This is a genomic window from Symbiopectobacterium purcellii, assembly GCF_052050035.1.
GTDB classification, from domain to species: Bacteria; Pseudomonadota; Gammaproteobacteria; order Enterobacterales; family Enterobacteriaceae; genus Symbiopectobacterium; species Symbiopectobacterium purcellii_A.
This window is the reverse complement of the sequence record NZ_CP189882.1, coordinates 1454052-1475170: the sequence shown is the minus strand read 5'-3', so window position 1 is coordinate 1475170 and position 21119 is coordinate 1454052. Positions and strand designations below refer to the sequence as shown.

24 protein-coding genes and 3 pseudogenes are annotated in these 21119 nt (G+C 51.9%); 20 read left to right on the top strand and 7 right to left on the bottom strand.

What is annotated here, in order from left to right; genetic code table 11:
- Positions 1–16 precede the first annotated feature (16 nt).
- The 3 genes from glyS to ACQGXV_RS11035 all read right to left on the bottom strand — a co-directional run bounded on the left by glyS (position 17) and on the right by ACQGXV_RS11035 (position 3984).
- Entirely contained in the window at positions 17–2086 is a 2070-nt protein-coding gene (gene glyS / locus ACQGXV_RS11045) for a glycine--tRNA ligase subunit beta (RefSeq protein WP_440866402.1), read from the bottom strand.
- A gap of 5 nt (positions 2087–2091) precedes the next feature.
- Positions 2092–3006 carry a glycine--tRNA ligase subunit alpha gene (glyQ, locus tag ACQGXV_RS11040; protein ID WP_440866401.1) on the bottom strand — a complete coding sequence of 305 codons (915 nt, stop codon included), beginning with the start codon at positions 3004–3006 and terminating at the stop codon, positions 2092–2094.
- 165 nt (positions 3007–3171) lie between these two features.
- Positions 3172–3984, bottom strand: coding sequence for a sulfite exporter TauE/SafE family protein (locus ACQGXV_RS11035; RefSeq protein ID WP_440866400.1), 813 nt, complete (start codon positions 3982–3984; stop codon positions 3172–3174).
- A gap of 220 nt (positions 3985–4204) precedes the next feature.
- Here ACQGXV_RS11035 and ACQGXV_RS11030 point away from each other — a divergent pair, with 220 nt between their 5' ends.
- The 20 genes and pseudogenes from ACQGXV_RS11030 (at position 4205) to ACQGXV_RS10935 (ending at position 19183) form a co-directional block, all read left to right on the top strand.
- A complete protein-coding gene (locus ACQGXV_RS11030; protein WP_440862817.1) occupies positions 4205–4471 on the top strand; it encodes a hypothetical protein in 267 nt (88 codons plus the stop codon).
- 397 nt (positions 4472–4868) lie between these two features.
- A pseudogene (locus ACQGXV_RS11025) lies at positions 4869–5309 on the top strand (transposase); the annotation flags it as partial.
- A 43-nt stretch (positions 5310–5352) separates the two neighbouring features.
- Complete coding sequence (locus tag ACQGXV_RS11020) at positions 5353–5718, top strand: IS630 transposase-related protein (protein ID WP_440862584.1); 366 nt, start codon at positions 5353–5355, stop codon at positions 5716–5718.
- Positions 5642–6175: an IS630 family transposase gene (locus ACQGXV_RS11015; protein WP_440867239.1), complete on the top strand. Its 534-nt coding sequence runs from the start codon at positions 5642–5644 to the stop codon at positions 6173–6175. The genes ACQGXV_RS11020 and ACQGXV_RS11015 overlap by 77 nt, the downstream gene beginning before the upstream one ends.
- Before the next feature lie 43 nt (positions 6176–6218).
- Entirely contained in the window at positions 6219–6455 is a 237-nt protein-coding gene (locus tag ACQGXV_RS11010) for a transposase (RefSeq protein WP_440867373.1), read from the top strand.
- An 82-nt stretch (positions 6456–6537) separates the two neighbouring features.
- A complete protein-coding gene (locus ACQGXV_RS11005) occupies positions 6538–6882 on the top strand; it encodes a transposase (RefSeq protein WP_440866399.1) in 345 nt (114 codons plus the stop codon).
- A complete protein-coding gene (locus ACQGXV_RS11000) occupies positions 6824–7798 on the top strand; it encodes an IS30 family transposase (protein ID WP_440862518.1) in 975 nt (324 codons plus the stop codon). Before ACQGXV_RS11005 ends, ACQGXV_RS11000 begins: the two co-directional genes overlap by 59 nt.
- A 12-nt stretch (positions 7799–7810) precedes the next feature.
- A complete protein-coding gene (locus tag ACQGXV_RS10995) occupies positions 7811–7990 on the top strand; it encodes a hypothetical protein (RefSeq protein ID WP_440866398.1) in 180 nt (59 codons plus the stop codon).
- A 233-nt stretch (positions 7991–8223) separates the two neighbouring features.
- Positions 8224–8667: an FMN-binding protein MioC gene (gene mioC, locus ACQGXV_RS10990; protein ID WP_440866397.1), complete on the top strand. Its 444-nt coding sequence runs from the start codon at positions 8224–8226 to the stop codon at positions 8665–8667.
- 405 nt (positions 8668–9072) lie between these two features.
- Positions 9073–10965 carry a tRNA uridine-5-carboxymethylaminomethyl(34) synthesis enzyme MnmG gene (gene mnmG, locus ACQGXV_RS10985; protein WP_440866396.1) on the top strand — a complete coding sequence of 631 codons (1893 nt, stop codon included), beginning with the start codon at positions 9073–9075 and terminating at the stop codon, positions 10963–10965.
- A gap of 83 nt (positions 10966–11048) precedes the next feature.
- Positions 11049–11669 carry a 16S rRNA (guanine(527)-N(7))-methyltransferase RsmG gene (gene rsmG / locus ACQGXV_RS10980; RefSeq protein WP_440866395.1) on the top strand — a complete coding sequence of 207 codons (621 nt, stop codon included), beginning with the start codon at positions 11049–11051 and terminating at the stop codon, positions 11667–11669.
- 618 nt (positions 11670–12287) lie between these two features.
- Positions 12288–12650 (top strand): annotated as a pseudogene (atpI, locus tag ACQGXV_RS10975) (F0F1 ATP synthase subunit I); the annotation flags it as partial.
- Positions 12651–12692: 42 nt separating this feature from the next.
- The gene (atpB, locus tag ACQGXV_RS10970) at positions 12693–13463 is read left to right on the top strand and encodes a F0F1 ATP synthase subunit A (protein ID WP_440867372.1); all 771 of its coding nucleotides are present in this window, start codon (positions 12693–12695) and stop codon (positions 13461–13463) included.
- A gap of 50 nt (positions 13464–13513) precedes the next feature.
- Positions 13514–13753, top strand: a complete 240-nt coding sequence (gene atpE / locus ACQGXV_RS10965; RefSeq protein WP_005976545.1) for a F0F1 ATP synthase subunit C — start codon at positions 13514–13516, stop codon at positions 13751–13753.
- A 60-nt stretch (positions 13754–13813) separates the two neighbouring features.
- Positions 13814–14284, top strand: a complete 471-nt coding sequence (atpF, locus tag ACQGXV_RS10960) for a F0F1 ATP synthase subunit B (protein ID WP_440866392.1) — start codon at positions 13814–13816, stop codon at positions 14282–14284.
- 14 nt (positions 14285–14298) lie between these two features.
- Entirely contained in the window at positions 14299–14832 is a 534-nt protein-coding gene (atpH, locus tag ACQGXV_RS10955) for a F0F1 ATP synthase subunit delta (protein WP_440866391.1), read from the top strand.
- Positions 14833–14844: 12 nt separating this feature from the next.
- Entirely contained in the window at positions 14845–16386 is a 1542-nt protein-coding gene (gene atpA / locus ACQGXV_RS10950) for a F0F1 ATP synthase subunit alpha (RefSeq protein ID WP_440866390.1), read from the top strand.
- 52 nt (positions 16387–16438) lie between these two features.
- Positions 16439–17314 carry a F0F1 ATP synthase subunit gamma gene (atpG, locus tag ACQGXV_RS10945; RefSeq protein ID WP_440866389.1) on the top strand — a complete coding sequence of 292 codons (876 nt, stop codon included), beginning with the start codon at positions 16439–16441 and terminating at the stop codon, positions 17312–17314.
- A gap of 47 nt (positions 17315–17361) precedes the next feature.
- The gene (atpD, locus tag ACQGXV_RS10940; RefSeq protein ID WP_440866388.1) at positions 17362–18744 is read left to right on the top strand and encodes a F0F1 ATP synthase subunit beta; all 1383 of its coding nucleotides are present in this window, start codon (positions 17362–17364) and stop codon (positions 18742–18744) included.
- 19 nt (positions 18745–18763) lie between these two features.
- Positions 18764–19183, top strand: coding sequence for a F0F1 ATP synthase subunit epsilon (locus ACQGXV_RS10935; RefSeq protein ID WP_222158961.1), 420 nt, complete (start codon positions 18764–18766; stop codon positions 19181–19183).
- Positions 19184–19390: 207 nt separating this feature from the next.
- Here the strand turns inward: ACQGXV_RS10935 and ACQGXV_RS10930 are convergent, their stop codons facing one another.
- The 4 genes and pseudogenes from ACQGXV_RS10930 to ACQGXV_RS10915 form a co-directional block, all read right to left on the bottom strand.
- Entirely contained in the window at positions 19391–19681 is a 291-nt protein-coding gene (locus ACQGXV_RS10930; RefSeq protein ID WP_440866387.1) for a hypothetical protein, read from the bottom strand.
- 111 nt (positions 19682–19792) lie between these two features.
- Positions 19793–20326, bottom strand: coding sequence for an IS630 family transposase (locus ACQGXV_RS10925; protein ID WP_440867371.1), 534 nt, complete (start codon positions 20324–20326; stop codon positions 19793–19795).
- A complete protein-coding gene (locus tag ACQGXV_RS10920; RefSeq protein WP_440862928.1) occupies positions 20250–20588 on the bottom strand; it encodes an IS630 transposase-related protein in 339 nt (112 codons plus the stop codon). The genes ACQGXV_RS10925 and ACQGXV_RS10920 overlap by 77 nt, the downstream gene beginning before the upstream one ends.
- A 177-nt stretch (positions 20589–20765) precedes the next feature.
- A pseudogene (locus ACQGXV_RS10915) lies at positions 20766–21083 on the bottom strand (integrase core domain-containing protein); the annotation flags it as partial.
- Positions 21084–21119: the final 36 nt, after the last annotated feature.

The following is a 21119-nucleotide window of genomic DNA, read 5'->3' as shown; positions in this document are numbered from 1 at the left end:
GCGTCGCGCTGTCCGCTTACTGCAATACGGAAATATCCGCCACTTTCAGGAACAGATTACGCAGTTGGTTGAGCAGCGTCAGACGGTTCAGGCGCACGCTTTCGTCTTCCGCGTTAACCATCACCTTATCAAAGAAGTTATCAACCGGTTCACGCAGTTCGGCCAGCTCGGCCAACGCTTCTTGATAACGCCCTTCAGCGAACCACGGTGCCAGCTTGCTTTCCAACGCGATAACGTAGGTGGCCAGTTGAACTTCCTCTTTCTCTTTGAGCAGAGCAGCATCAACGTTGGCGTTCAGCGTATCCGTAGCTTTCGCCAGAATGTTAGACACACGCTTGTTGGCCGCCGCCAGCGCGGTGGCAGCCTCCAGCGAACGGAAGTGGCTCACCGCTTTCACACGGGCATCAAAATCTGCCGGGCGGGTCGGGCGACGGGCCAGTACCGCTTGGATAGTGTCCACGCTATGACCTTCTTCCTGATACCAGGCGCGGAAACGGCCCAGCATGAATTCGATCACGTCATCGACCACATTAGCGTTGGTCAGCTTGTCGCCATACAGGCGTACCGCTTCTTCCGTCAGCGTTTGCAGATCGAGCGGCAGCTGTTTCTCAACGATAATACGCAGCACACCCAGCGCAGCACGGCGCAGCGCGAACGGGTCTTTATCCCCTTTCGGGTGTTGACCGATACCGAAAATCCCCGCCAGCGTGTCCATCTTGTCAGCGATCGCCAACGCGCAGGCAACGCCAGATGCAGGCAGTGCATCCCCGGCAAAACGCGGCTGGTACTGTTCGTTAAGGGCAACGGCAACGTCTTCGGCTTCACCGTCGTGACGCGCGTAGTGCATCCCCATTACGCCCTGAGTGTCGGTAAATTCGAACACCATGTTGGTCATCAGGTCGCACTTGGAGAGCAAACCGGCACGTTGCGCGTGAGCGACGTCGGCACCGATTTTCTCCGCCACCCAGCCCGCTAAGGCCTGAATGCGATCGGTCTTGTCACGCAGCGTACCCAGTTGCTGTTGGAACAGCACGGTTTGAAGACGCGGCAGATGATCTTCCAGACGTTTTTTACGGTCGGTGTTAAAGAAGAATTCGGCATCCGCCAGACGTGGGCGCACCACTTTCTCGTTACCCGAAATAATCTGCTGTGGATCTTTGGATTCAATGTTGGCAACAAAGATGAAATTCGGCAGCAGCTTTCGGGCGTTGTCATACACCGGGAAATACTTCTGGTCGCCCTTCATGGTGTAAACCAGCGCTTCGGCAGGCACCGCCAGGAATTTCTCGTCAAAGCGCGCAGTCAGCACCACTGGCCATTCAACCAGTGAGGTCACTTCTTCCAGCAGGCTTTCGCTCAGATCGGCATTACCCCCGATCTGACGCGCAGCCGCTTGCGCATCGGCTTTGATCAACGCCTTACGTGCTTCATAATCGGCGATAACCTTGCCGCGCTCCAGCAGGATGCTCGGGTATTGGTCAGCGTTATCGATGGTGAATTCGGGCTCGCCCATAAAGCGATGGCCGCGCTCGGTGCGAGCGGATTCAATGCCCAGCACCTGACCGGGGATCAGTTCATCACCCAGCAGCATCGTTACCGTATGCACCGGACGCACAAACTGGGTCTCTTTATAGCCCCAGTGCATCAGTTTCGGGATTGGCAGTTTAGCCAGCGCGTTCGCGACCATATCCGCCAACAGCGCCTGCGCGCTGCCGCCTTTTACCAGCGCGCGATACAGCAGCCACTCGCCTTTGTCGGTCGTCAAACGTTCTGCCTGATCGACAGTGATACCGCAGCCGCGCGCCCAGCATTCGGCCGCTTTGGTCGGTTTGCCCTCAGCGTCATACGCCTGAGCAATGGCCGGGCCACGTTTTTCGACTTCACGATCCGGCTGTGCAGCGCTCAGTTGCGCCACTTTCAGCGCCAAACGACGCGGCGCGGCAAACCAGCTCACGTCACCGTGTGTCAGCCCGGCATTATCCAGTTCAGTGGTGAAGTTGGCGGCAAAGGACTCCGCCAGAGAACGCAGCGCCTTTGGCGGCAGCTCTTCCGTGCCGATTTCCACCAGAAAAGTCTTGTCAGTCATTGCTGTTAGCTCTCTTTCTTGTTACACATCGGGAAGCCCAGCGCTTCACGGGAAGCGTAGTAGGCTTCAGCCACCGCTTTGGTCAGCGTGCGAATGCGCAGGATGTAGCGCTGACGTTCGGTAACGGAAATGGCTTTACGCGCGTCCAGCAGGTTAAAGCTGTGCGCCGCTTTCAGAATGCGCTCGTAGGCAGGCAGCGGCAGCGGTTTTTCCAGCGCCAGCAGCTGTTGCGCTTCTTTCTCGTACTGCTCAAAGCAGGTAAACAGGAAATCAACGTCGGCGTATTCGAAGTTATAGGTGGATTGTTCCACCTCGTTTTGATGGTACACATCACCGTAGGTGGTTTTACCCAGCGGGCCATCGCTCCACACCAGGTCATAGACGCTGTCTACGCCCTGAATGTACATTGCCAGACGTTCCAGACCATAGGTGATCTCGCCAGTGACCGGCTTGCACTCAAGACCGCCCACCTGCTGGAAGTAGGTAAACTGCGTGACTTCCATACCGTTCAACCACACTTCCCAACCCAGCCCCCAGGCACCCAGCGTCGGGTTCTCCCAGTTATCTTCCACGAAACGAATATCGTGGATAGTCGGGTCCAGCCCCAGCGCTTTCAGCGAACCGAGATACAGTTCTTGAATGTTGTCGGGTGACGGCTTGATGATGACCTGAAATTGATAATAGTGCTGCAGGCGGTTCGGGTTTTCCCCGTAACGACCGTCGGTAGGACGACGCGACGGCTGGACATAGGCAGCGGCAATAGGCTCTGGCCCCAGCGCGCGTAGACAGGTCATCGGATGAGAAGTGCCAGCGCCGACTTCCATATCCAAAGGTTGGATAATGGTGCAGCCTTGGCGAGCCCAGTAATCCTGCAACGTCAGGATCAGGCCCTGAAAGGTCTTGGTATCAAACTTTTGCATGTCAGATTCACGCGATACATGTGGATTTATATGGAATGCGCCAGTATACCCTGTGAGTGCAAGATATACAGCCAGAATGCTGCAACAACTTCACTTCAGGGGCACTTTATTGATGTTGAGGTCAGTTTCACACGGCGCGGCCCGTGGCTGGCCGCGCCCAGCGGATCACGCGCTGAACACCGTTTGCAGCATTTTCAGGCTCAGCACCAGCAGCAGCAGCAGTGCAGCAAAGATTTTTTTCAGGGTAGCCACCGGCAAACGATGCGACAAACGCGCACCAAACGGTGCGGTAAAGAATCTCACCGCCGAGATCAGCAGCACAGCAGGCACTGAAACATAGCCCAACGTATAGGCAGGCATCCCCGCCGTGGACCAGCCGTTAATCATATAGCCCAGCGCCCCCGCCAGCGCGATAGGCAGCCCTACTGCCGCCGATGTGCCGATCGCCTGCTGAATGCGCACATTACACCAGGTCAGAAACGGTACGGTGAGCGAGCCCCCTCCAATCGCCACCAGCGCAGAAATACCGCCGATGATCAGACCCGCCAACGATACCCCAGCGACACCCGGCATTTGGCGCTGCACTTTGGGTTTGATGTTGAGTACCATCTGCACGGCAACATAGGCCATAAAGCAGGAAAAGAAGATCGCCAGCGCCCGCGTAGGCAGCAGTGTAGCCAACCAGGTGGCGGCAAAGGTGCCGATAAGAATCGCAGGCGTGATACGCAGCACCACAGGCCACAGCACCGCCTGATGCTGATGATGGGTGCGCAAGCTGGATATCGCAGTAATGACAATCGCCGCCATTGAGGTGCCCAGCGCCAAATGCACCAGATGCTCGCCTTGCACACCCTGCGCAGCAAACAGTGCCGTTAAAATCGGCACCATGATACCGCCGCCGCCAATCCCCAACAGCCCCGCCACAAACCCGACAACGCCGCCCAACACCAGATAGGCAACGATCCACTCAATAGCCATGTGCTTCCCCTTCCCCGCTTGCAATGTGTAGTAGTTTATAACCTGTGCAGTGCCTTTCACGCGCCGATCTTATTGATTTCTTGTGAGCACGCACACAAGCAACTGGTTGCATATACAGCTAAATTTTGTCATGATCGTGAGAACGAAGCAGCCTGGCGGCTGCAAATCGAAGTGTGGCAGAATAGCTATATTCTGAAACCCGCCAGCCGAAGGTTATCCCGTGTCACATTCCCCTGAGCATCAGCGCGTTCATACAAAAATGGTTAAGCAGATTTTCAAAACGGTGGTCCGACAGGGCAACCTCCCTTACCAGCAATTCCGCCTTTTCGTTGACAACGATCCTGACTGCACAGAGTGGTTCTGGACCACCTTCTACAGTGAATTCCCTGATTCTCCGTACCACTACGTTGCCTTCTGCAATACCTGTCGCCGGTTTGACCTGTACGAAACCGAAGCGGAGATGCTCTCCGATGACCCGCACGGATGATACCGGCATACAGCCCCGCCCCATGAAGACGCTGTTTCAGCGCAACAGGGCATGGGCTGACATCATGGAGGCATACCCGCTCCGGCCTGTAGAGATTGAGGTTGTCACAAAGATGCTGGCCTGCGGCACCCCACTGACGGGCAGCCGGGAATTTCGCTGCAGCAACCCCGACTGCACTCACCACCGTTACATCCATCAGAGGGCTTTGTTGAATAATTTAAAACACTGATTTAAATGGGTATTATAAAATTTTAACGACTAAATTTTACTACCGTAATGCTTTTTATTGTGCTAACTATTTGATTTATCGCTCTAACAAAATACATTTTCTGTACATGCATCCCACCTAAAGAAGTTGTAAATCAAAACGTTAAATTATTCAACAAAGCCCCATCAGAGCTGCCACGGACGCGGATGTCCGACCTGCGGCAAAAAGGCCACCGACCTGTGGATTGCCACCATGATGGCCCGCCTGCCGGATACGCCGTGCCAGCACGGCACATTCACGATGCCGGATACCCTGTGGCCATTGTTTGAAGCCAACCGCTGGCTGCTGAATGGCCTCTTTGCGCTGGCGGCGGACAACCTGCTGTACGCTGCGGAGCAGCGGGGCCTGACCACCGGTATTTTCGGCGCTCTTCACACGTATGGTCGCCAGCTTAACTGGAACTGCCATATTCACCTGTCGTGGACCACCGGCGGCATAAATGAGCACGGTGCCTGGAAAAAACTGTCGTTTGCCCTGCCGAAGGTCAGGGCGCGCTGGGTATGGAATGTACGCCAGTATCTGCTGTCTGCATGGGAGTCTCTTGTTCTGCCGCCGCAGCTGGCTCACATCCGGGATTATAGCTAAACGACTTAATTTTGATTACATTATTTAAATGAGCTATTCAATTGATTTTAGACGTAAAGTGATATCTACACGGAAAAACGAAGGGTTGAGTATCCGAGAAACAGCGAAGCAATTTCGGATTGGCCCTGCCTCTGTATCGCGTTGGATTAATCAAATAGAGTCAAAAGCATCGACCACGCGTCAGCGAAAGATCGATAAATCCGAGTTGATAAAAGATGTTGAACAATATCCAGATGCTTACCAAAAAGAACGTGCAGAGCGTTTTGGCGTTTGTCAGAAGGCCATTTGGCAAGCGCTTAAAAAGCTGGGATTGACCTATAAAAAAAACTCTACGTCATCCGAAAGCCGACGAAAACGCCCGGCAGGGATTTCAACAAAAAAAACAACAGTATGAAAAAGAAGGTAAACCTATTGTTTTTATTGATGAAAGTGGTTTTTCACACGATGCCCCACGGACTCACGGCTATTCCCCAAAAGGTCAACGGTGTTTTGGCCTGAAGAACTGGGGAGCTAGGGGAAGAACAAATGTTATCGGCGCTTTATTAGGCACAACGCTGTTTGCTATCGGATTATTTGATATCAATATTAACAGCGATGTTTTCTATGCCTGGGTCACACAAGTCCTTATCCCAGTACTCCCTAAAAACAGTGTAATCATGATGGACAATGCCACTTTTCACAAAAAACATGATATTCAACAAGTCATCATCGATGCAGGGTATATGGTGGAGTATTTGCCTACATATTCGCCAGATCTTAACCCAATTGAGCATAAATGGGCACAAGCAAAAAGCAAAAAAAGAGAGATGGGTTGCGATACAGAGAGTTTGTTCTCAGTCCATATGGTGTAATCAAAATTAAGTCGCTTGGCTATATGATGAATGGAAGCGCTTTATCCTCAGCCAGGGGAAAAATGAGCAGGGAGAGATTTACTGGCACGTGTATTTTGCGAAGCCGACGAAACATCCCCGGCAGACAGCAAAGTACCTGGGCCGGTACCTGAAAAAACTGCCTGTGTCGGGTGCGCGACTGGCACACTACGACGGGGGAAGCCGCATCACCCTGCGTTTTCTGGATCACCGGACGGGGAGGCATGAAGACCTGGCGCTCAGTCAGCGTGAGCTGATATAGCCAACCGACTTAAAAATGATTACATCCTATGCCCTGATATGCGGCAAAGAAGCATAGCTGGCTGTTATCAAAATAATGTCGCTTGGCTATACTGCGGCTGATAAAGCATATACCGGAGAAGCATTTCCGGATGGTGCGTTACTTTGGTTTTCTGGCTAACCGCGTAGTGGGAAAACTGTTGCCTCTGGTGAGAAAAGCCCTGGGGCAGGATAATGTGAAAAAAGCAGCGCCAGTGACATACACAACGCTGAGTCAGGGATTACAGAATACAGACCCGTTGCCCCATTCCCAGTCGAAATGCAACAAAGTGACCCACTGGCCAGACCCGGATAAAATCACCGTTCTGGCCCTACTGGAGATCCCGTTGCATGCAGGGAAAACATCTGACTCACAAAGAGCGGTTCTACATCGAAAAACGGCGTGGTGATGGGGTTAACCAGGCCACCATCGCCCGGGAACTGGAGCTTCCTCGTTCTACCATCAGCAGGGAGCTCAGACGCAATACCGACGCCGCTTTCAACGGGGTCTATTCCTGCAGAAGGGCCGAAACGTTGGCCAGAGGGCGGCGGCAGAAAACTCGGCCGGACAGCGTGATTAACCAGCTTGAACCGCACATTCAGGACGTTATCAGAACGGCGCTGTCTACCCACACCTCACCTGAGGTCATCAGTGGGCGCCTGGTCCTGGAATTTGGCCTGTCCGTCAGCAAGAACTCGCTCTATCGCTATATCCAGCAGGAGCGCCGGGCCGGCGGTGAGCTGTATCAGCAGCTCCCTCATCGGGGTAAACGGTATAACTATCAGACCGATGAGAACAAACGCGGTCCTATTCCCAACCGTGTTGGCATTGAGCAGCGGCCGGCCGTTGCTGACCTCAAGCAGGAACCCGGGCATTTCGAGATTGACACCATCTTTGGCAAAGATCAGAAATCATTCCTGCTGACGGTGGTCGATAAAGCCGTCAAGCTGGTCATCATTCGCAAACTGCCCAACAAGCGAGCAGAGACAGTGGTAGCGGCCTTCAGGGACATCGTTGCCAATACCTTCTGCGAGTTTAAAACCCTGACTGCTGACAACGGTTCTGAATTTTCCCAGCACGGGGAAATTACAAAAGTCACGGGGGCACCGGTCTACTTTGCCCGGCCATATCATTCCTGGGAACGCGGGTTGAATGAGCATACCAACGGGCTGATACGGCGTTTTTACCCGAAGGGAACGGACTTCAATTATGTCACCCATCGCAAGGTTGCAGCACTCGAACACCTGCTCAATACGCGAGGCCGAAAATCGCTGGGTTATCGTTCTCCAAATGAGGTATTTTTAACGCACTTACAGGCGGCATAATGCCCTACCGTTTTGTTGCGTTTCGACTGGGAATGGGGCGTTTGCCTGCCTGCTGTGCGGGGCAAAAATGGCGTTCAGCAGGGCGCTGCCGGCAACGGCCCTGGAGAAGCTAATCGCGAACGCCGGGGATATAGCGCGAATGCGTTACGTTGGATAATGCGGGGAAACTCTGCCTGGAATTCGGCGATGTAATCAAAAAACGCGCAATGTGTTCAAAAATCACCCAAACACAGAGGCATTCACGATAAAAAAGCCGGTTTTCATCGTTGCCAGCCCCCGAAATCAGGGGCCCCAAAAAGTTTGAAATTCCTAGGCGTGGACGATCACCCCGTAAACGTCAACAGGTATATCCCTATTATTCACAGGTAGATAACAGCTCGATCACAGCGTACAATACAGCATCTTTTATTCGGGCGGGATCGAGCATGGCAGACATTACGCTTATCAGCGGCAGTACGTTAGGCAGTGCGGAGTATGTAGCAGAACATCTGGCAGAGTTACTGGAACAGCAAGGCTTTTCCACTGATATTCAGCATGGCCCGCAACTGGACGACCTCCCGCAGAGCGGAATATGGCTACTGGTGAGCTCAACCCACGGTGCCGGTGAATTACCGGATAACCTGCAACCACTGTTTAAGCAGATCAGCGATCGCAAAGCAGATCTTTCGCAGGTTCGTTACGGTGCAATCGGGATCGGCAGTAAAGAGTACGACACCTTCTGCGGAGCGATCGTTACCGTGGATCGTATTCTTGCGGATCGTGGCGCAAAAAGGATCGGCGAGATGTTGCAGATCGACATCACCGAGCACGATATTCCCGAGGATCCAGCAGAAATTTGGTTGGCTCCGTTGGTAGAATTACTCAATTAAGCGGTTTATTTATCCACTTAATTGTGTATAACTTTATGTATATCCGGGTGAAAACCGGTAGTTACCCCAATAACAACCGCTGTTCGTTTTTTGACATGTGAATAACAGCCTGTTTTGATCCCAGGCTATACGGTGCAGGATCACCGATCATTCACAGCAAACGATCGTCAACAATCTGTTGATCTTCATCTGGAAAAAGTACTTATTCACAAGCAGTATGGATCCTAATAATAGATCCAATAAAAAGATCTCTATATAAAAAGATCTTTCTTTAACTACCGACGATCCAACGGGCTTGTCGTTTGCGTAACTTGAGTAGAATCCCCTTCCCCAAGGCAAGCAATGATCTTAGGCACACATCGTTAACCCGACTATTCTCGTTAACACCACGCGAGGTGCAGTACCATGTTTTATCCAGATCCTTTTGACGTCATCGTGCTCGGCGGTGGTCATGCGGGCACAGAAGCCGCCATGGCAGCGGCACTCATGGGGCGTCAAACCCTGTTATTGACACACAATATCGATACGCTGGGACAAATGTCCTGCAATCCGGCTATTGGTGGGATCGGAAAGGGACATCTGGTTAAAGAGATCGACGCCATGGGCGGCTTGATGGCTCGCGCGGTCGATCGGGGCGGTATTCAGTTTAGAATACTAAACAACAGTAAAGGCCCTGCCGTTCGCGCCACCCGTGCACAGGCGGATCGCGTGCTTTATCGTCAGGCAGTACGCACTGCGCTGGAGAATCAGCCGAACCTGACGATCTTCCAACAGGCGGTTGATGATCTTATTGTTGAGAACGATCGTGTGGTCGGTGCTGTCACCCAAATGGGACTGAAATTCCGTGCCAAAACGGTGGTGCTGACCGTTGGGACATTCCTTGACGGCAAAATTCACATCGGCCTGGATAACTACAGCGGTGGACGTGCTGGCGATCCGCCCTCCATTCCGCTATCGCGCAGACTGCGTGAGCTGCCGCTGCGTGTCAGCCGTCTTAAAACCGGTACGCCACCGCGTATCGATGCGCGCACCATTGATTTCAGCGTACTGGCGCAACAGCACGGTGATGACCCAATGCCAGTGTTCTCGTTCCTGGGGAATGCCAGCGAGCATCCGGCACAGATGCCGTGCTACATCACGCACACCAATGAAAAAACCCATGAGGTGATCCGCAATAACCTGGATCGCAGCCCGATGTATGCCGGTGTGATCGAGGGGATTGGCCCACGTTATTGCCCATCGATCGAAGACAAGGTGATGCGCTTTGCCGATCGCAATGCGCATCAGATTTTCCTTGAGCCTGAAGGGTTGACCAGTAACGAGATCTATCCCAACGGCATTTCAACCAGCCTGCCCTTCGACGTACAGTGGCAAATCGTCCGTTCGATGCAAGGCATGGAAAACGCTAAAATCGTGCGCCCCGGCTATGCTATCGAATACGATTTCTTCGATCCGCGCGATCTTAAACCCACGCTGGAGAGCAAATTTATCCACGGTTTGTTCTTTGCAGGACAGATAAACGGCACAACCGGTTACGAAGAAGCCGCTGCTCAGGGCATGCTGGCTGGCTTAAACGCGGCACGTCTGGCGTTCGATCAGGACGGTTGGTTCCCACGTCGCGATCAGGCGTATCTGGGCGTGCTGGTGGACGACCTGTGCACGCTCGGCACCAAAGAACCCTACCGCATGTTCACCTCGCGTGCTGAATACCGTCTGATGCTGCGTGAAGACAATGCCGATCTGCGTCTCACTGAAATTGGCCGTGAACTCGGTATGGTGGACGATTATCGCTGGGCGCGCTTTAACGAGAAGCTGGAACAGATTGAGCAGGAACGCCAGCGCCTGCGCGAAATTCGCGTTCATCATCACAGTGAGCAGCGAGAAGCCGTGAATGCGTTGCTGAAAACGCCGCTGTCGCGTGAAGCGACCGGTGAGGAACTGCTGCGTCGCCCTGAGATGGATTACGCCACCCTGACCTCGTTACCGATGTTCTCGCCTGCGTTGACGGATGTTCAGGCGGCAGAGCAGGTTGAAATTCAGGTTAAGTACGAAGGGTACATTGCGCGCCAGCAGGATGAGATTGAAAAACAGCTGCGCAATGAGAGTTCCGTGCTGCCAGCGGATCTGGATTATGGCCAGGTGAGTGGGCTTTCTAACGAAGTTAAAGCCAAACTCAACGACCACAAACCGGGATCTATTGGTCAGGCATCGCGTATTTCGGGAATTACCCCAGCAGCTATCTCTATTCTACTGGTTTGGCTGAAAAAACAAGGGCTGCTGCGCCGCAGCGCCTTATAACCGGTGCGGATAGCGCACTACGGTGTGTCATTTGGTGGCTGTTCCTGACAGCCACGTTTCATCAGATATGGCAGGATAAGCGCGTGAAACACAAATTAGACGCTCTGTTGCAGCGGGCTGGCATTTTGGTCAGTGAACAACAAAAAAATTCGCTAATCCAGTATGTCGAAATGCTACACAAATGGAACAAGGCTTATAATCTCACGTCAGTGCGCGACCCGCAGGAGATGCTGGTTCGGCACATCATGGATAGCATCGTGGTTGAACCGCATTTGCAGGGCGATCGGTTTATCGATGTGGGAACCGGGCCGGGATTACCGGGTATTCCACTGGCGATTGTACGTCCGTCAGCGTCATTCACTCTGCTGGATAGCTTGGGAAAACGCGTGCGTTTTCTGCGTCAGGTTCAGCATGAACTTAAGCTGGATAATGTCTTTCCGGTGCAGTCTCGGGTTGAAGAATTCACCGCCGAACCGCCTTTCGATGGCGTTATCAGCCGTGCTTTTGCCTCTTTGCTTGATATGCTGGAGTGGTGCAAACATCTGCCTGCATCGGCAAACGGACGTTTTTATGCCCTGAAAGGGGTAGTGCCGGAAGAGGAATTAACCGCATTACCTGCATCGATAGTGGTAGAGCGTATTGTGCGTTTATCGGTACCTGAATTGGACGGTGAACGCCATTTGGTGATTCTTAAAGCAAACTAATTTTGCGTTTTATCAAATAAATTATAACTAATTGTATCAGAGAGACCTTTTAAGTCAGAAGGGTATTATTTGCGGAAAAATGGACACAGATCACCATTTTTTTACAAAACCTGGCCGCCTTGCACACTATTTGTTTTTCTTCGAATAGTAACCTGAGAAATTAATTGTCGTTGTAGATTGCGAATGAAAAATCCAGATATTAAAGACATAAAGAAATAATGTTAATGATGTCAATACGCAGTGCACGGGATGTTTTCGAGGCGTTTTAAAAAGAGTCGTTATTTAACTATTTGAATTTAATTAAGATAAATAGCTATTTTTGCTAAAGACTTAAAAAAATCAGATCTGATATAAAGCCTATATGTCATTTTTATGTGATTGATGTCACATATTATCGGGTTATTGAAAGGCTTGCGGGCCGCGGCTGCTGTCAGGATTGTTAGTAAAAATAGGGCTTGAATAAGAAATTTAAATTATTATTCACCTTTTTGCTACTTATCGATTGAATTCGCAGGCGTGAACCGTATAATTTGCTCGTTTTTTGCCGCTTGACTCGATGGAATAAAGGCAGTTTTATACGTCAGTCAGCCTCTGGAACAGGAATGAAGAGCAAAACGCATGTCTGTCTCCCTTTACAGTGGAAAACCGGCCTTTTTGGGGTTGATGCTACAGGCGGCTACGTTCATTTTGGTCAGCGCCGTTTTTTGCCTGCGGAGCGTTGAGGCGGGAGTTTCCGCTTTAGCCGGGGGACTGGCGGTGTGGCTGCCGAACGTGTGTTTTGTGCTGTTCGCCTTGCGTCATCAGGCGGGTGAGCCCATAGCGGGGCGCGTTGCCTGGTCGTTTGCCATTGGCGAAGCGTTAAAAGTATTTATCACCATCGCGTTGCTGGTGGTGGCGTTAGGGTTGTTCAAGGCGGCGTTTGTTCCCCTTGGTCTGACCTACCTGGCGGTGCTGATAATGCAGATAGTGGCGCCAGCCATCGTTAACCGTTACCGTATTAACAACAACAGGGTAAGGAACATCATGTCTGCATCTACTCCCCAAGAATATATCGGTCATCACCTGAAACATTTACAGGTAGGTTCGGGGTTATGGTCGATTAACGTCGATTCGATGTTTTTCTCAATCGCACTTGGGATCCTGTTTCTGGTCATTTTCCGCAGGGTTGCAAAGAACGCGACCAGCGGTGTGCCCGGTAAACTGCAAACCTTTGTGGAGATGATCATCGGTTTTGTTGATGGCAACGTGCGTGACATGTTCCATGGCAAAAGCAAACTTATCGCCCCTTTGGCGTTGACCATTTTCGTTTGGGTGTTCCTGATGAACGCCATGGACCTGCTGCCGATCGATCTTCTTCCCTTTATCGGTGAGCATTGGATTGGATTACCTTACCTGCGCGTAGTACCGACAGCGGATGTCAACATCACTCTGTCAATGGCGTTGGGCGTGTTTATCCTGGTGCTGTTCTACAGCATCAAAATGAAAGGCGTTGGCGGTTTTGTTAAAGAACTGACCATGCAACCTTTCAACCATCCGGTCTTTATTCCCATCAACCTGATTCTTGAAGGTGTCAGCCTGCTGTCCAAACCGGTTTCACTCGGCTTGCGACTGTTTGGCAACATGTATGCGGGTGAGTTGATCTTCATCCTGATTGCCGGTTTGCTGCCGTGGTGGTCGCAATGGTTGTTGAATGTGCCTTGGGCAATATTCCACATCCTGATCATTACGCTTCAGGCCTTTATTTTCATGGTTCTGACGGTTGTTTATCTCTCGATGGCATATGAAGAACATTGATTTTTCTTTCAACATAATAACGTTCTAACTGAAACAAACTGGAGACTGTCATGGAAAACCTGAGTGTGGATCTGCTGTACATGGCTGCCGCGTTGATGATGGGTCTGGCTGCGATCGGTGCTGCGATCGGTATCGGCATTCTGGGTGGTAAATTCTTGGAAGGCGCGGCTCGCCAGCCTGACCTGATTCCTCTGCTGCGTACACAGTTCTTTATCGTTATGGGTCTGGTTGACGCCATCCCGATGATTGCTGTTGGTCTGGGCCTGTATGTGATGTTTGCGGTCGCCTAAACCGGTAACGCCGGTTAGGTATTCAACATCAATTATTTAACTTAAAAGAGGCATTGTGCTGTGAATATTAATGCAACAATCCTCGGCCAAGCCATTGCGTTCGTCCTGTTTGTCTGGTTTTGCATGAAGTTTGTATGGCCGCCGTTGATGGCTGCCATCGAGAAGCGTCAGAAAGAGATTGCTGACGGTTTAGCTTCTGCGGAACGTGGCAAAAAAGATTTGAACTTAGCGCAGGCCAATGCCACCGATCAGCTGAAAAAAGCCAAAGCGGAAGCTAAGGTGATCGCCGAGCAAGCCAATAAACGCCGTGCTCAGATCCTGGATGAGGCTAAAGCGGAAGCAGAAGCTGAACGTAGCAAAATCGTGGCGCAGGCGCAGGCTGAAATTGAAGCCGAACGTAAACGTGCTCGTGAAGAGCTGCGTAAACAGGTTGCCATGCTGGCGATTGCCGGTGCCGAGAAGATTATTGAACGTTCCGTGGATGAAGCTGCTAACAGCGACATCGTTGATAAACTGGTCGCTGAACTGTAAGGAGGGAGGGGCCGATGTCTGAATTTGTCACGGTAGCTCGCCCCTACGCCAAAGCAGCTTTTGACTTTGCGGTTGAACATCAGGCCGTTGAACGCTGGCAGAATATGCTGGCGTTTGCCGCTGAGGTCACACGTAATGAACAGGCTGCCGCTCTGCTGTCCGGTGCTATGGCACCGAATCTGTTGGCGAGCACGTTCATTCACGTGTGTGGCGATCAGCTGGATGAGCCCGGCCAGAACCTGATTAAGGTGATGGCAGAAAATGGGCGTTTACTGGTGCTTCCTGAAGTTCTGGAACAGTTTGCGCAACTCCGCGCCGCGCAGGAGTCGACGGTTGACGTCGAAGTCACTTCCGCGAGCGCACTGAGTGAACCGCAGCTGGACAAGATTACTTCCGCCATGGAAAAACGCCTGTCACGCAAAGTGAAGCTGAATTGCAAAATTGATAAGTCTGTTGTCGCAGGCGTGGTGATCCGCGCGGGCGACATGGTGATAGATGGCAGTATTCGCGGCCGTCTGGAACGCCTCGCAGACGTCTTGCAGTCTTAAGGGGACTGGAGCATGCAACTGAATTCCACCGAAATCAGCGAACTGATCAAGCAGCGCATTGCTCAGTTCAATGTGGTGAGCGAAGCTCACAATGAAGGTACTATTGTTTCCGTCAGTGACGGGATCATTCGCGTACACGGTCTGGCCGATGTAATGCAGGGGGAGATGATCTCCCTGCCTGGCAACCGTTACGCTATCGCCCTGAACCTGGAGCGCGACTCCGTTGGTGCGGTGGTGATGGGTCCGTACGCTGACCTCGCCGAAGGCATGAAGGTCAAGTGTACCGGCCGTATTCTGGAAGTGCCGGTTGGCCGTGGTCTGCTGGGCCGCGTGGTGAACACCCTGGGTGCACCTATCGACGGCAAAGGCCCGGTTGAGAACGACGGGTTCTCTCCGGTAGAAGCGATCGCACCGGGCGTTATCGAACGTCAATCCGTTGATCAGCCGGTACAGACGGGCTACAAGTCCGTTGACGCCATGATCCCGATTGGTCGTGGTCAGCGTGAATTGATTATCGGCGACCGTCAGACGGGTAAAACCGCACTGGCTATCGACGCCATCATCAACCAGCGCGATTCCGGCATCAAGTGCGTGTACGTTGCCATCGGCCAGAAAGCCTCCACTATCTCCAACGTGGTGCGTAAACTGGAAGAGCACGGCGCATTGGCCAACACCATTGTTGTGGTCGCAACGGCGTCTGAATCTGCCGCACTGCAATATCTGGCGCCGTATGCCGGTTGTGCGATGGGTGAATACTTCCGTGACCGCGGTGAAGATGCACTGATCATTTACGATGACTTGTCCAAACAGGCCGTCGCTTATCGTCAAATTTCCCTGCTGCTCCGTCGTCCGCCAGGTCGTGAAGCTTACCCAGGCGACGTTTTCTACCTCCACTCCCGTTTGCTGGAGCGCGCGGCACGCGTTAACGCCGATTACGTAGAAGCGTTTACCAAGGGTGAAGTTAAAGGGCAAACCGGTTCATTGACGGCGCTGCCGATCATCGAAACTCAGGCGGGTGATGTTTCCGCGTTCGTTCCGACCAACGTAATCTCGATTACCGATGGTCAGATCTTCCTGGAATCGAACCTGTTCAACGCCGGTATCCGTCCTGCGGTTAACCCAGGGATTTCCGTATCCCGCGTGGGTGGTGTAGCACAGACCAAGATCATGAAAAAACTGTCCGGTGGTATCCGTACCGCGCTGGCACAGTATCGTGAACTGGCGGCGTTCTCCCAGTTTGCTTCGGATCTGGATGATGCAACGCGTAAGCAGCTGAATCACGGTCAGAAAGTAACTGAACTGCTGAAACAGAAACAGTATGCGCCGATGTCGGTTGCGCAGCAGTCTCTGGTGCTGTTCGCTGCGGAACGTGGCTATCTGGCTGATGTAGAACTGGCGAAAGTAGGCAGCTTCGAAGCGGCGCTGTTGGCGTATGCCGACCGCGAGCACGGCGATCTTCTGCAACAAATCGACCAGACTGGCGCTTATAACGATGAGATCGAGGGTAAGTTCAAAACTATCCTTGATACCTTCAAGGCAACCCAGTCCTGGTAACGCCCGTAGGCCTGCCTGATGGCAGGCCTTCAGGCATTGAGGAGATGCAAAGATGGCCGGCGCAAAAGAGATACGTAGTAAGATCGCAAGCGTCCAGAACACGCAGAAGATCACTAAAGCGATGGAAATGGTCGCCGCTTCCAAAATGCGTAAATCGCAGGATCGTATGGCGGCCAGCCGTCCTTATGCAGAGACCATCCGCACGGTGATTGGTCACCTGGCGTTAGGGAATCTGGAATATAAACATCCGTACCTGGAAGAGCGTGACGTTAAGCGCGTCGGGTATTTGGTGGTGTCCACGGACCGTGGACTGTGTGGTGGTTTGAACATTAACCTGTTCAAAAAACTGCTGGCAGACATGAAAGCCTGGAGCGATAAAGGCGTACAGAGCGATATTGCGATGATCGGTTCCAAAGGGGTTTCGTTCTTCTGTTCTGTGGGCGGTAACGTTGTTGCTCAGGTTACCGGCATGGGGGATAACCCTAGCCTGTCCGAACTGATCGGGCCGGTAAAAGTGATGCTGCAAGCCTATGACGAAGGTCGTCTGGACAAGCTGTACATCGTGAGTAACAAGTTCATCAATACCATGTCTCAGGAACCCCAAGTGGTTCATCTTCTGCCTCTGCCTCTGCCTCTGCCGCCTGCGGACGATGGCGAACTGAAGAAGAAATCCTGGGATTACCTGTATGAACCCGATCCTAAGTCGCTGCTGGATACCCTGTTGCGCCGCTATGTGGAGTCTCAGGTTTATCAGGGCGTCGTAGAAAACCTGGCCAGTGAACAGGCCGCTCGTATGGTTGCGATGAAAGCCGCAACGGACAACGGCGGTAGCCTGATCAAAGAGTTGCAGTTGGTTTACAACAAGGCTCGTCAGGCCAGCATCACGCAGGAACTCACCGAGATCGTATCGGGAGCCTCCGCGGTTTAAACCAGTTTTACGAATTACGTATTGTCGAATTACGTAGAGGATTCAATATGGCAACTGGAAAGATCATCCAGGTAATCGGCGCCGTGGTCGACGTCGAGTTCCCGCAAGATGCCGTACCTAACGTGTACGATGCGCTTGAGGTTGAAAACGGTGCTGAAAAACTGGTGCTGGAAACGCAGCAACAGTTGGGCGGCGGCGTTGTTCGTTGTATTGCAATGGGTTCTTCTGATGGTTTGCGTCGTGGGCTGAAAGTGAACAGCCTGGGCCATCCGATCGAAGTCCCGGTAGGTAAAGCCACGCTGGGCCGTATCATGAACGTACTGGGCGAACCGGTCGATATGAAAGGCGAGATTGGCGAAGAAGAGCGTTGGGCTATTCACCGCCAGGCGCCGAGCTACGAAGAGCTCTCCAACTCCCAGGAACTGCTGGAAACGGGTATCAAGGTTATCGACCTGATGTGTCCGTTCGCCAAGGGCGGTAAAGTGGGCCTGTTCGGTGGTGCTGGTGTAGGTAAAACGGTAAACATGATGGAGCTGATCCGTAACATCGCGATCGAGCACTCCGGTTATTCCGTATTTGCCGGTGTAGGGGAACGTACCCGTGAAGGTAACGACTTCTACCATGAAATGACCGACTCCAACGTTATCGACAAAGTATCATTGGTCTATGGCCAGATGAATGAGCCGCCAGGTAACCGTCTGCGCGTAGCTCTGACAGGCCTGACCATGGCGGAAAAATTCCGTGATGAAGGCCGTGACGTACTGCTGTTCGTCGATAACATCTACCGTTATACCCTGGCCGGTACGGAAGTATCCGCACTGCTGGGTCGTATGCCTTCTGCGGTAGGTTATCAGCCGACGCTGGCGGAAGAGATGGGCGTGCTGCAAGAACGTATCACCTCCACCAAAACCGGTTCTATTACGTCTGTACAGGCCGTATACGTCCCTGCGGATGACTTGACTGACCCGTCGCCAGCCACCACCTTCGCCCACTTGGATGCGACCGTGGTACTGAGCCGTCAAATCGCGTCTCTGGGTATCTACCCGGCCGTTGACCCCCTGGATTCCACCAGCCGTCAATTGGATCCGCTGGTGGTTGGTCAGGAACACTACGACGTTGCGCGTGGCGTGCAGTCTATTCTGCAACGCTATCAGGAACTGAAGGATATCATCGCGATCCTGGGTATGGACGAGCTGTCTGAAGAAGACAAACTGGTCGTTGCCCGTGCGCGTAAAATCCAGCGCTTCCTGTCGCAGCCGTTCTTCGTGGCAGAAGTATTTACCGGTTCTCCGGGCAAATACGTGTCACTGAAAGACACCATCCGCGGCTTTAAAGGCATCATAGACGGTGAATACGACCATCTGCCGGAGCAGGCGTTCTACATGGTTGGCTCCATTGACGAAGCAGTGGAAAAAGCCAAGAAACTGTAACGTCTGTTAGGAGGTTGATATGGCTATGACTTACCATCTGGATGTCGTTAGCGCAGAACAGGAAATGTTCTCCGGCCTGGTGCAAAAGATCCAGGTGACGGGGAGTGAGGGTGAGCTGGGGATTTACCCTGGCCACGCCCCGCTGCTCACTGCCATTAAACCTGGTATGGTGCGTATCGTTAAGCAACACGGCGAAGAAGAGTATATCTATCTGTCCGGCGGAGTCCTTGAGGTGCAACCGAACTCCGTGACCGTGCTGTCCGATACCGCCATCCGTGGGCAGGACCTTGATGAAGCGCGCGCGCTGGAATCCAAGCGTAAAGCTGAAGATCACATTCGCAATTCCCATGGCGATGTGGATTTCGCACAGGCTTCCGCAGAATTGTCGAAAGCAATTGCGAAGCTGCGTGTTATTGAGCTGACCAAAAAAGCGATGTAACGTGCGCATTCAGTCAAAAAGGCCGATCTAGCGATCGGCCTTTTTTAACGCCTAGGAATTTCAAACTTTTTGGGGCCCCTGATTTCGGGGGCTGGCAACGATGAAAACCGGCTTTTTTATCGTGAATGCCTCTGCGTTTGGGTGATTTTTGAACACATTGCGCGTTTTTTGATTACATCGCCGAATTCCAGGCAGAGTTTCCCCGCATTATCCAACGTAACGCATTCGCGCTATCTCCCCGGCGTTCGCGATTAGCTTCTCCAGGGCCGTTGCCGGCAGCGCCCGGCTGAACGCCATTTTTGCCCCGCACAGCAGGCAGGCAAACGGGTCTGTATTCAGTAATCCCTGACTCAGCGTTGTGTATGCCACTGGCGCTGCTTTTTTCACATTATCCTGCCCCAGGGCTTTTCTCACCAGAGGCAACAGTTTTCCCACTACGCGGTTAGCCAGAAAACCAAAGTAACGCACCATCCGGAAATGCTTCTCCGGTATAGCCAACCGACTTAAAAATGATTACATCCTATGCCCTGATATGCGGCAAAGAAGCATAGCTGGCTGTTATCAAAATAATGTCGCTTGGCTATATATAGCCAAGCGACTTAATTTTGATTACACCATATGGACTGAGAACAAACTCTCTGTATCGCAACCCATCTCTCTTTTTTTGCTTTTTGCTTGTGCCCATTTATGCTCAATTGGGTTAATATCTGGCGAATATGTAGGCAAATACTCCACCATATACCCTGCATCGATGATGACTTGTTGAATATTATGTTTTTTGTGAAAAGTGGCATTGTCCATCATGATTACACTGTTTTTAGGGAGTACTGGGATAAGGACTTGTGTGACCCAGGCATAGAAAACATCGCTGTTAATATTGATATCAAATAATCCGATAGCAAACAGCGTTGTGCCTAATAAAGCGCCGATAACATTTGTTCTTCCCCTAGCTCCCCAGTTCTTCAGGCCAAAACACCGTTGACCTTTTGGGGAATAGCCGTGAGTCCGTGGGGCATCGTGTGAAAAACCACTTTCATCAATAAAAACAATAGGTTTACCTTCTTTTTCATACTGTTGTTTTTTTTGTTGAAATCCCTGCCGGGCGTTTTCGTCGGCTTTCGGATGACGTAGAGTTTTTTTTATAGGTCAATCCCAGCTTTTTAAGCGCTTGCCAAATGGCCTTCTGACAAACGCCAAAACGCTCTGCACGTTCTTTTTGGTAAGCATCTGGATATTGTTCAACATCTTTTATCAACTCGGATTTATCGATCTTTCGCTGACGCGTGGTCGATGCTTTTGACTCTATTTGATTAATCCAACGCGATACAGAGGCAGGGCCAATCCGAAATTGCTTCGCTGTTTCTCGGATACTCAACCCTTCGTTTTTCCGTGTAGATATAGCCAACCGACTTAAAAATGATTACATCCTATGCCCTGATATGCGGCAAAGAAGCATAGCTGGCTGTTATCAAAATAATGTCGCTTGGCTATATCACTTTACGTCTAAAATCAATTGAATAGCTCATTTAAATAATGTAATCAAAATTAAGTCGTTTAGCTATATGTGCACTGGTCAAGTAAATCAGGACACTTTTTTCTCAGCCATTTGTTCATAACGCACCGGAGACAGATCCCCGTTAGCGGCATGATGCCTGTGTAGGTTGTAGTAGCGGATATACGTCGCCACATCCTGCTCCATGTAAGCCCGTGTTGGCTGTGGTACCAGCAGCAACCATTCATGTTTCAGACTGCCCCAGAAGCGCTCCATCACCGCATTATCCCAGCAGGCACCCACGTCTCCCATACTGCTCCTCAGCCTGTAGCTGCTCAGCAGCGCCTGAAAGCGTTGTCCCGTGTACTGCGCCCCCCTGTCCGTATGCACCACCAGGCCCGACGGGGGAGTTCACGCCTAGGAATTTCAAACTTTTTTGGGCCC

What these genes read in the sequence shown, in the direction of transcription:
- glyS (WP_440866402.1), bottom strand. Translation starts at nt 2,086, where the DNA reads ATGACTGACAAGACTTTTCTGGTGGAAATCGGCACGGAAGAGCTGCCG.
- glyQ (WP_440866401.1), bottom strand. Translation starts at nt 3,006, where the DNA reads ATGCAAAAGTTTGATACCAAGACCTTTCAGGGCCTGATCCTGACGTTG.
- ACQGXV_RS11035 (WP_440866400.1), bottom strand. Translation starts at nt 3,984, where the DNA reads ATGGCTATTGAGTGGATCGTTGCCTATCTGGTGTTGGGCGGCGTTGTC.
- ACQGXV_RS11020 (WP_440862584.1), top strand. Translation starts at nt 5,353, where the DNA reads ATGAGCTATTCAATTGATTTTAGACGTAAAGTGATATCTACACGGAAA.
- ACQGXV_RS11000 (WP_440862518.1), top strand. Translation starts at nt 6,824, where the DNA reads ATGCAGGGAAAACATCTGACTCACAAAGAGCGGTTCTACATCGAAAAA.
- mioC (WP_440866397.1), top strand. Translation starts at nt 8,224, where the DNA reads ATGGCAGACATTACGCTTATCAGCGGCAGTACGTTAGGCAGTGCGGAG.
- mnmG (WP_440866396.1), top strand. Translation starts at nt 9,073, where the DNA reads ATGTTTTATCCAGATCCTTTTGACGTCATCGTGCTCGGCGGTGGTCAT.
- atpB (WP_440867372.1), top strand. Translation starts at nt 12,693, where the DNA reads ATGTCTGCATCTACTCCCCAAGAATATATCGGTCATCACCTGAAACAT.
- atpE (WP_005976545.1), top strand. Translation starts at nt 13,514, where the DNA reads ATGGAAAACCTGAGTGTGGATCTGCTGTACATGGCTGCCGCGTTGATG.
- atpH (WP_440866391.1), top strand. Translation starts at nt 14,299, where the DNA reads ATGTCTGAATTTGTCACGGTAGCTCGCCCCTACGCCAAAGCAGCTTTT.
- atpA (WP_440866390.1), top strand. Translation starts at nt 14,845, where the DNA reads ATGCAACTGAATTCCACCGAAATCAGCGAACTGATCAAGCAGCGCATT.
- atpG (WP_440866389.1), top strand. Translation starts at nt 16,439, where the DNA reads ATGGCCGGCGCAAAAGAGATACGTAGTAAGATCGCAAGCGTCCAGAAC.
- atpD (WP_440866388.1), top strand. Translation starts at nt 17,362, where the DNA reads ATGGCAACTGGAAAGATCATCCAGGTAATCGGCGCCGTGGTCGACGTC.
- ACQGXV_RS10935 (WP_222158961.1), top strand. Translation starts at nt 18,764, where the DNA reads ATGGCTATGACTTACCATCTGGATGTCGTTAGCGCAGAACAGGAAATG.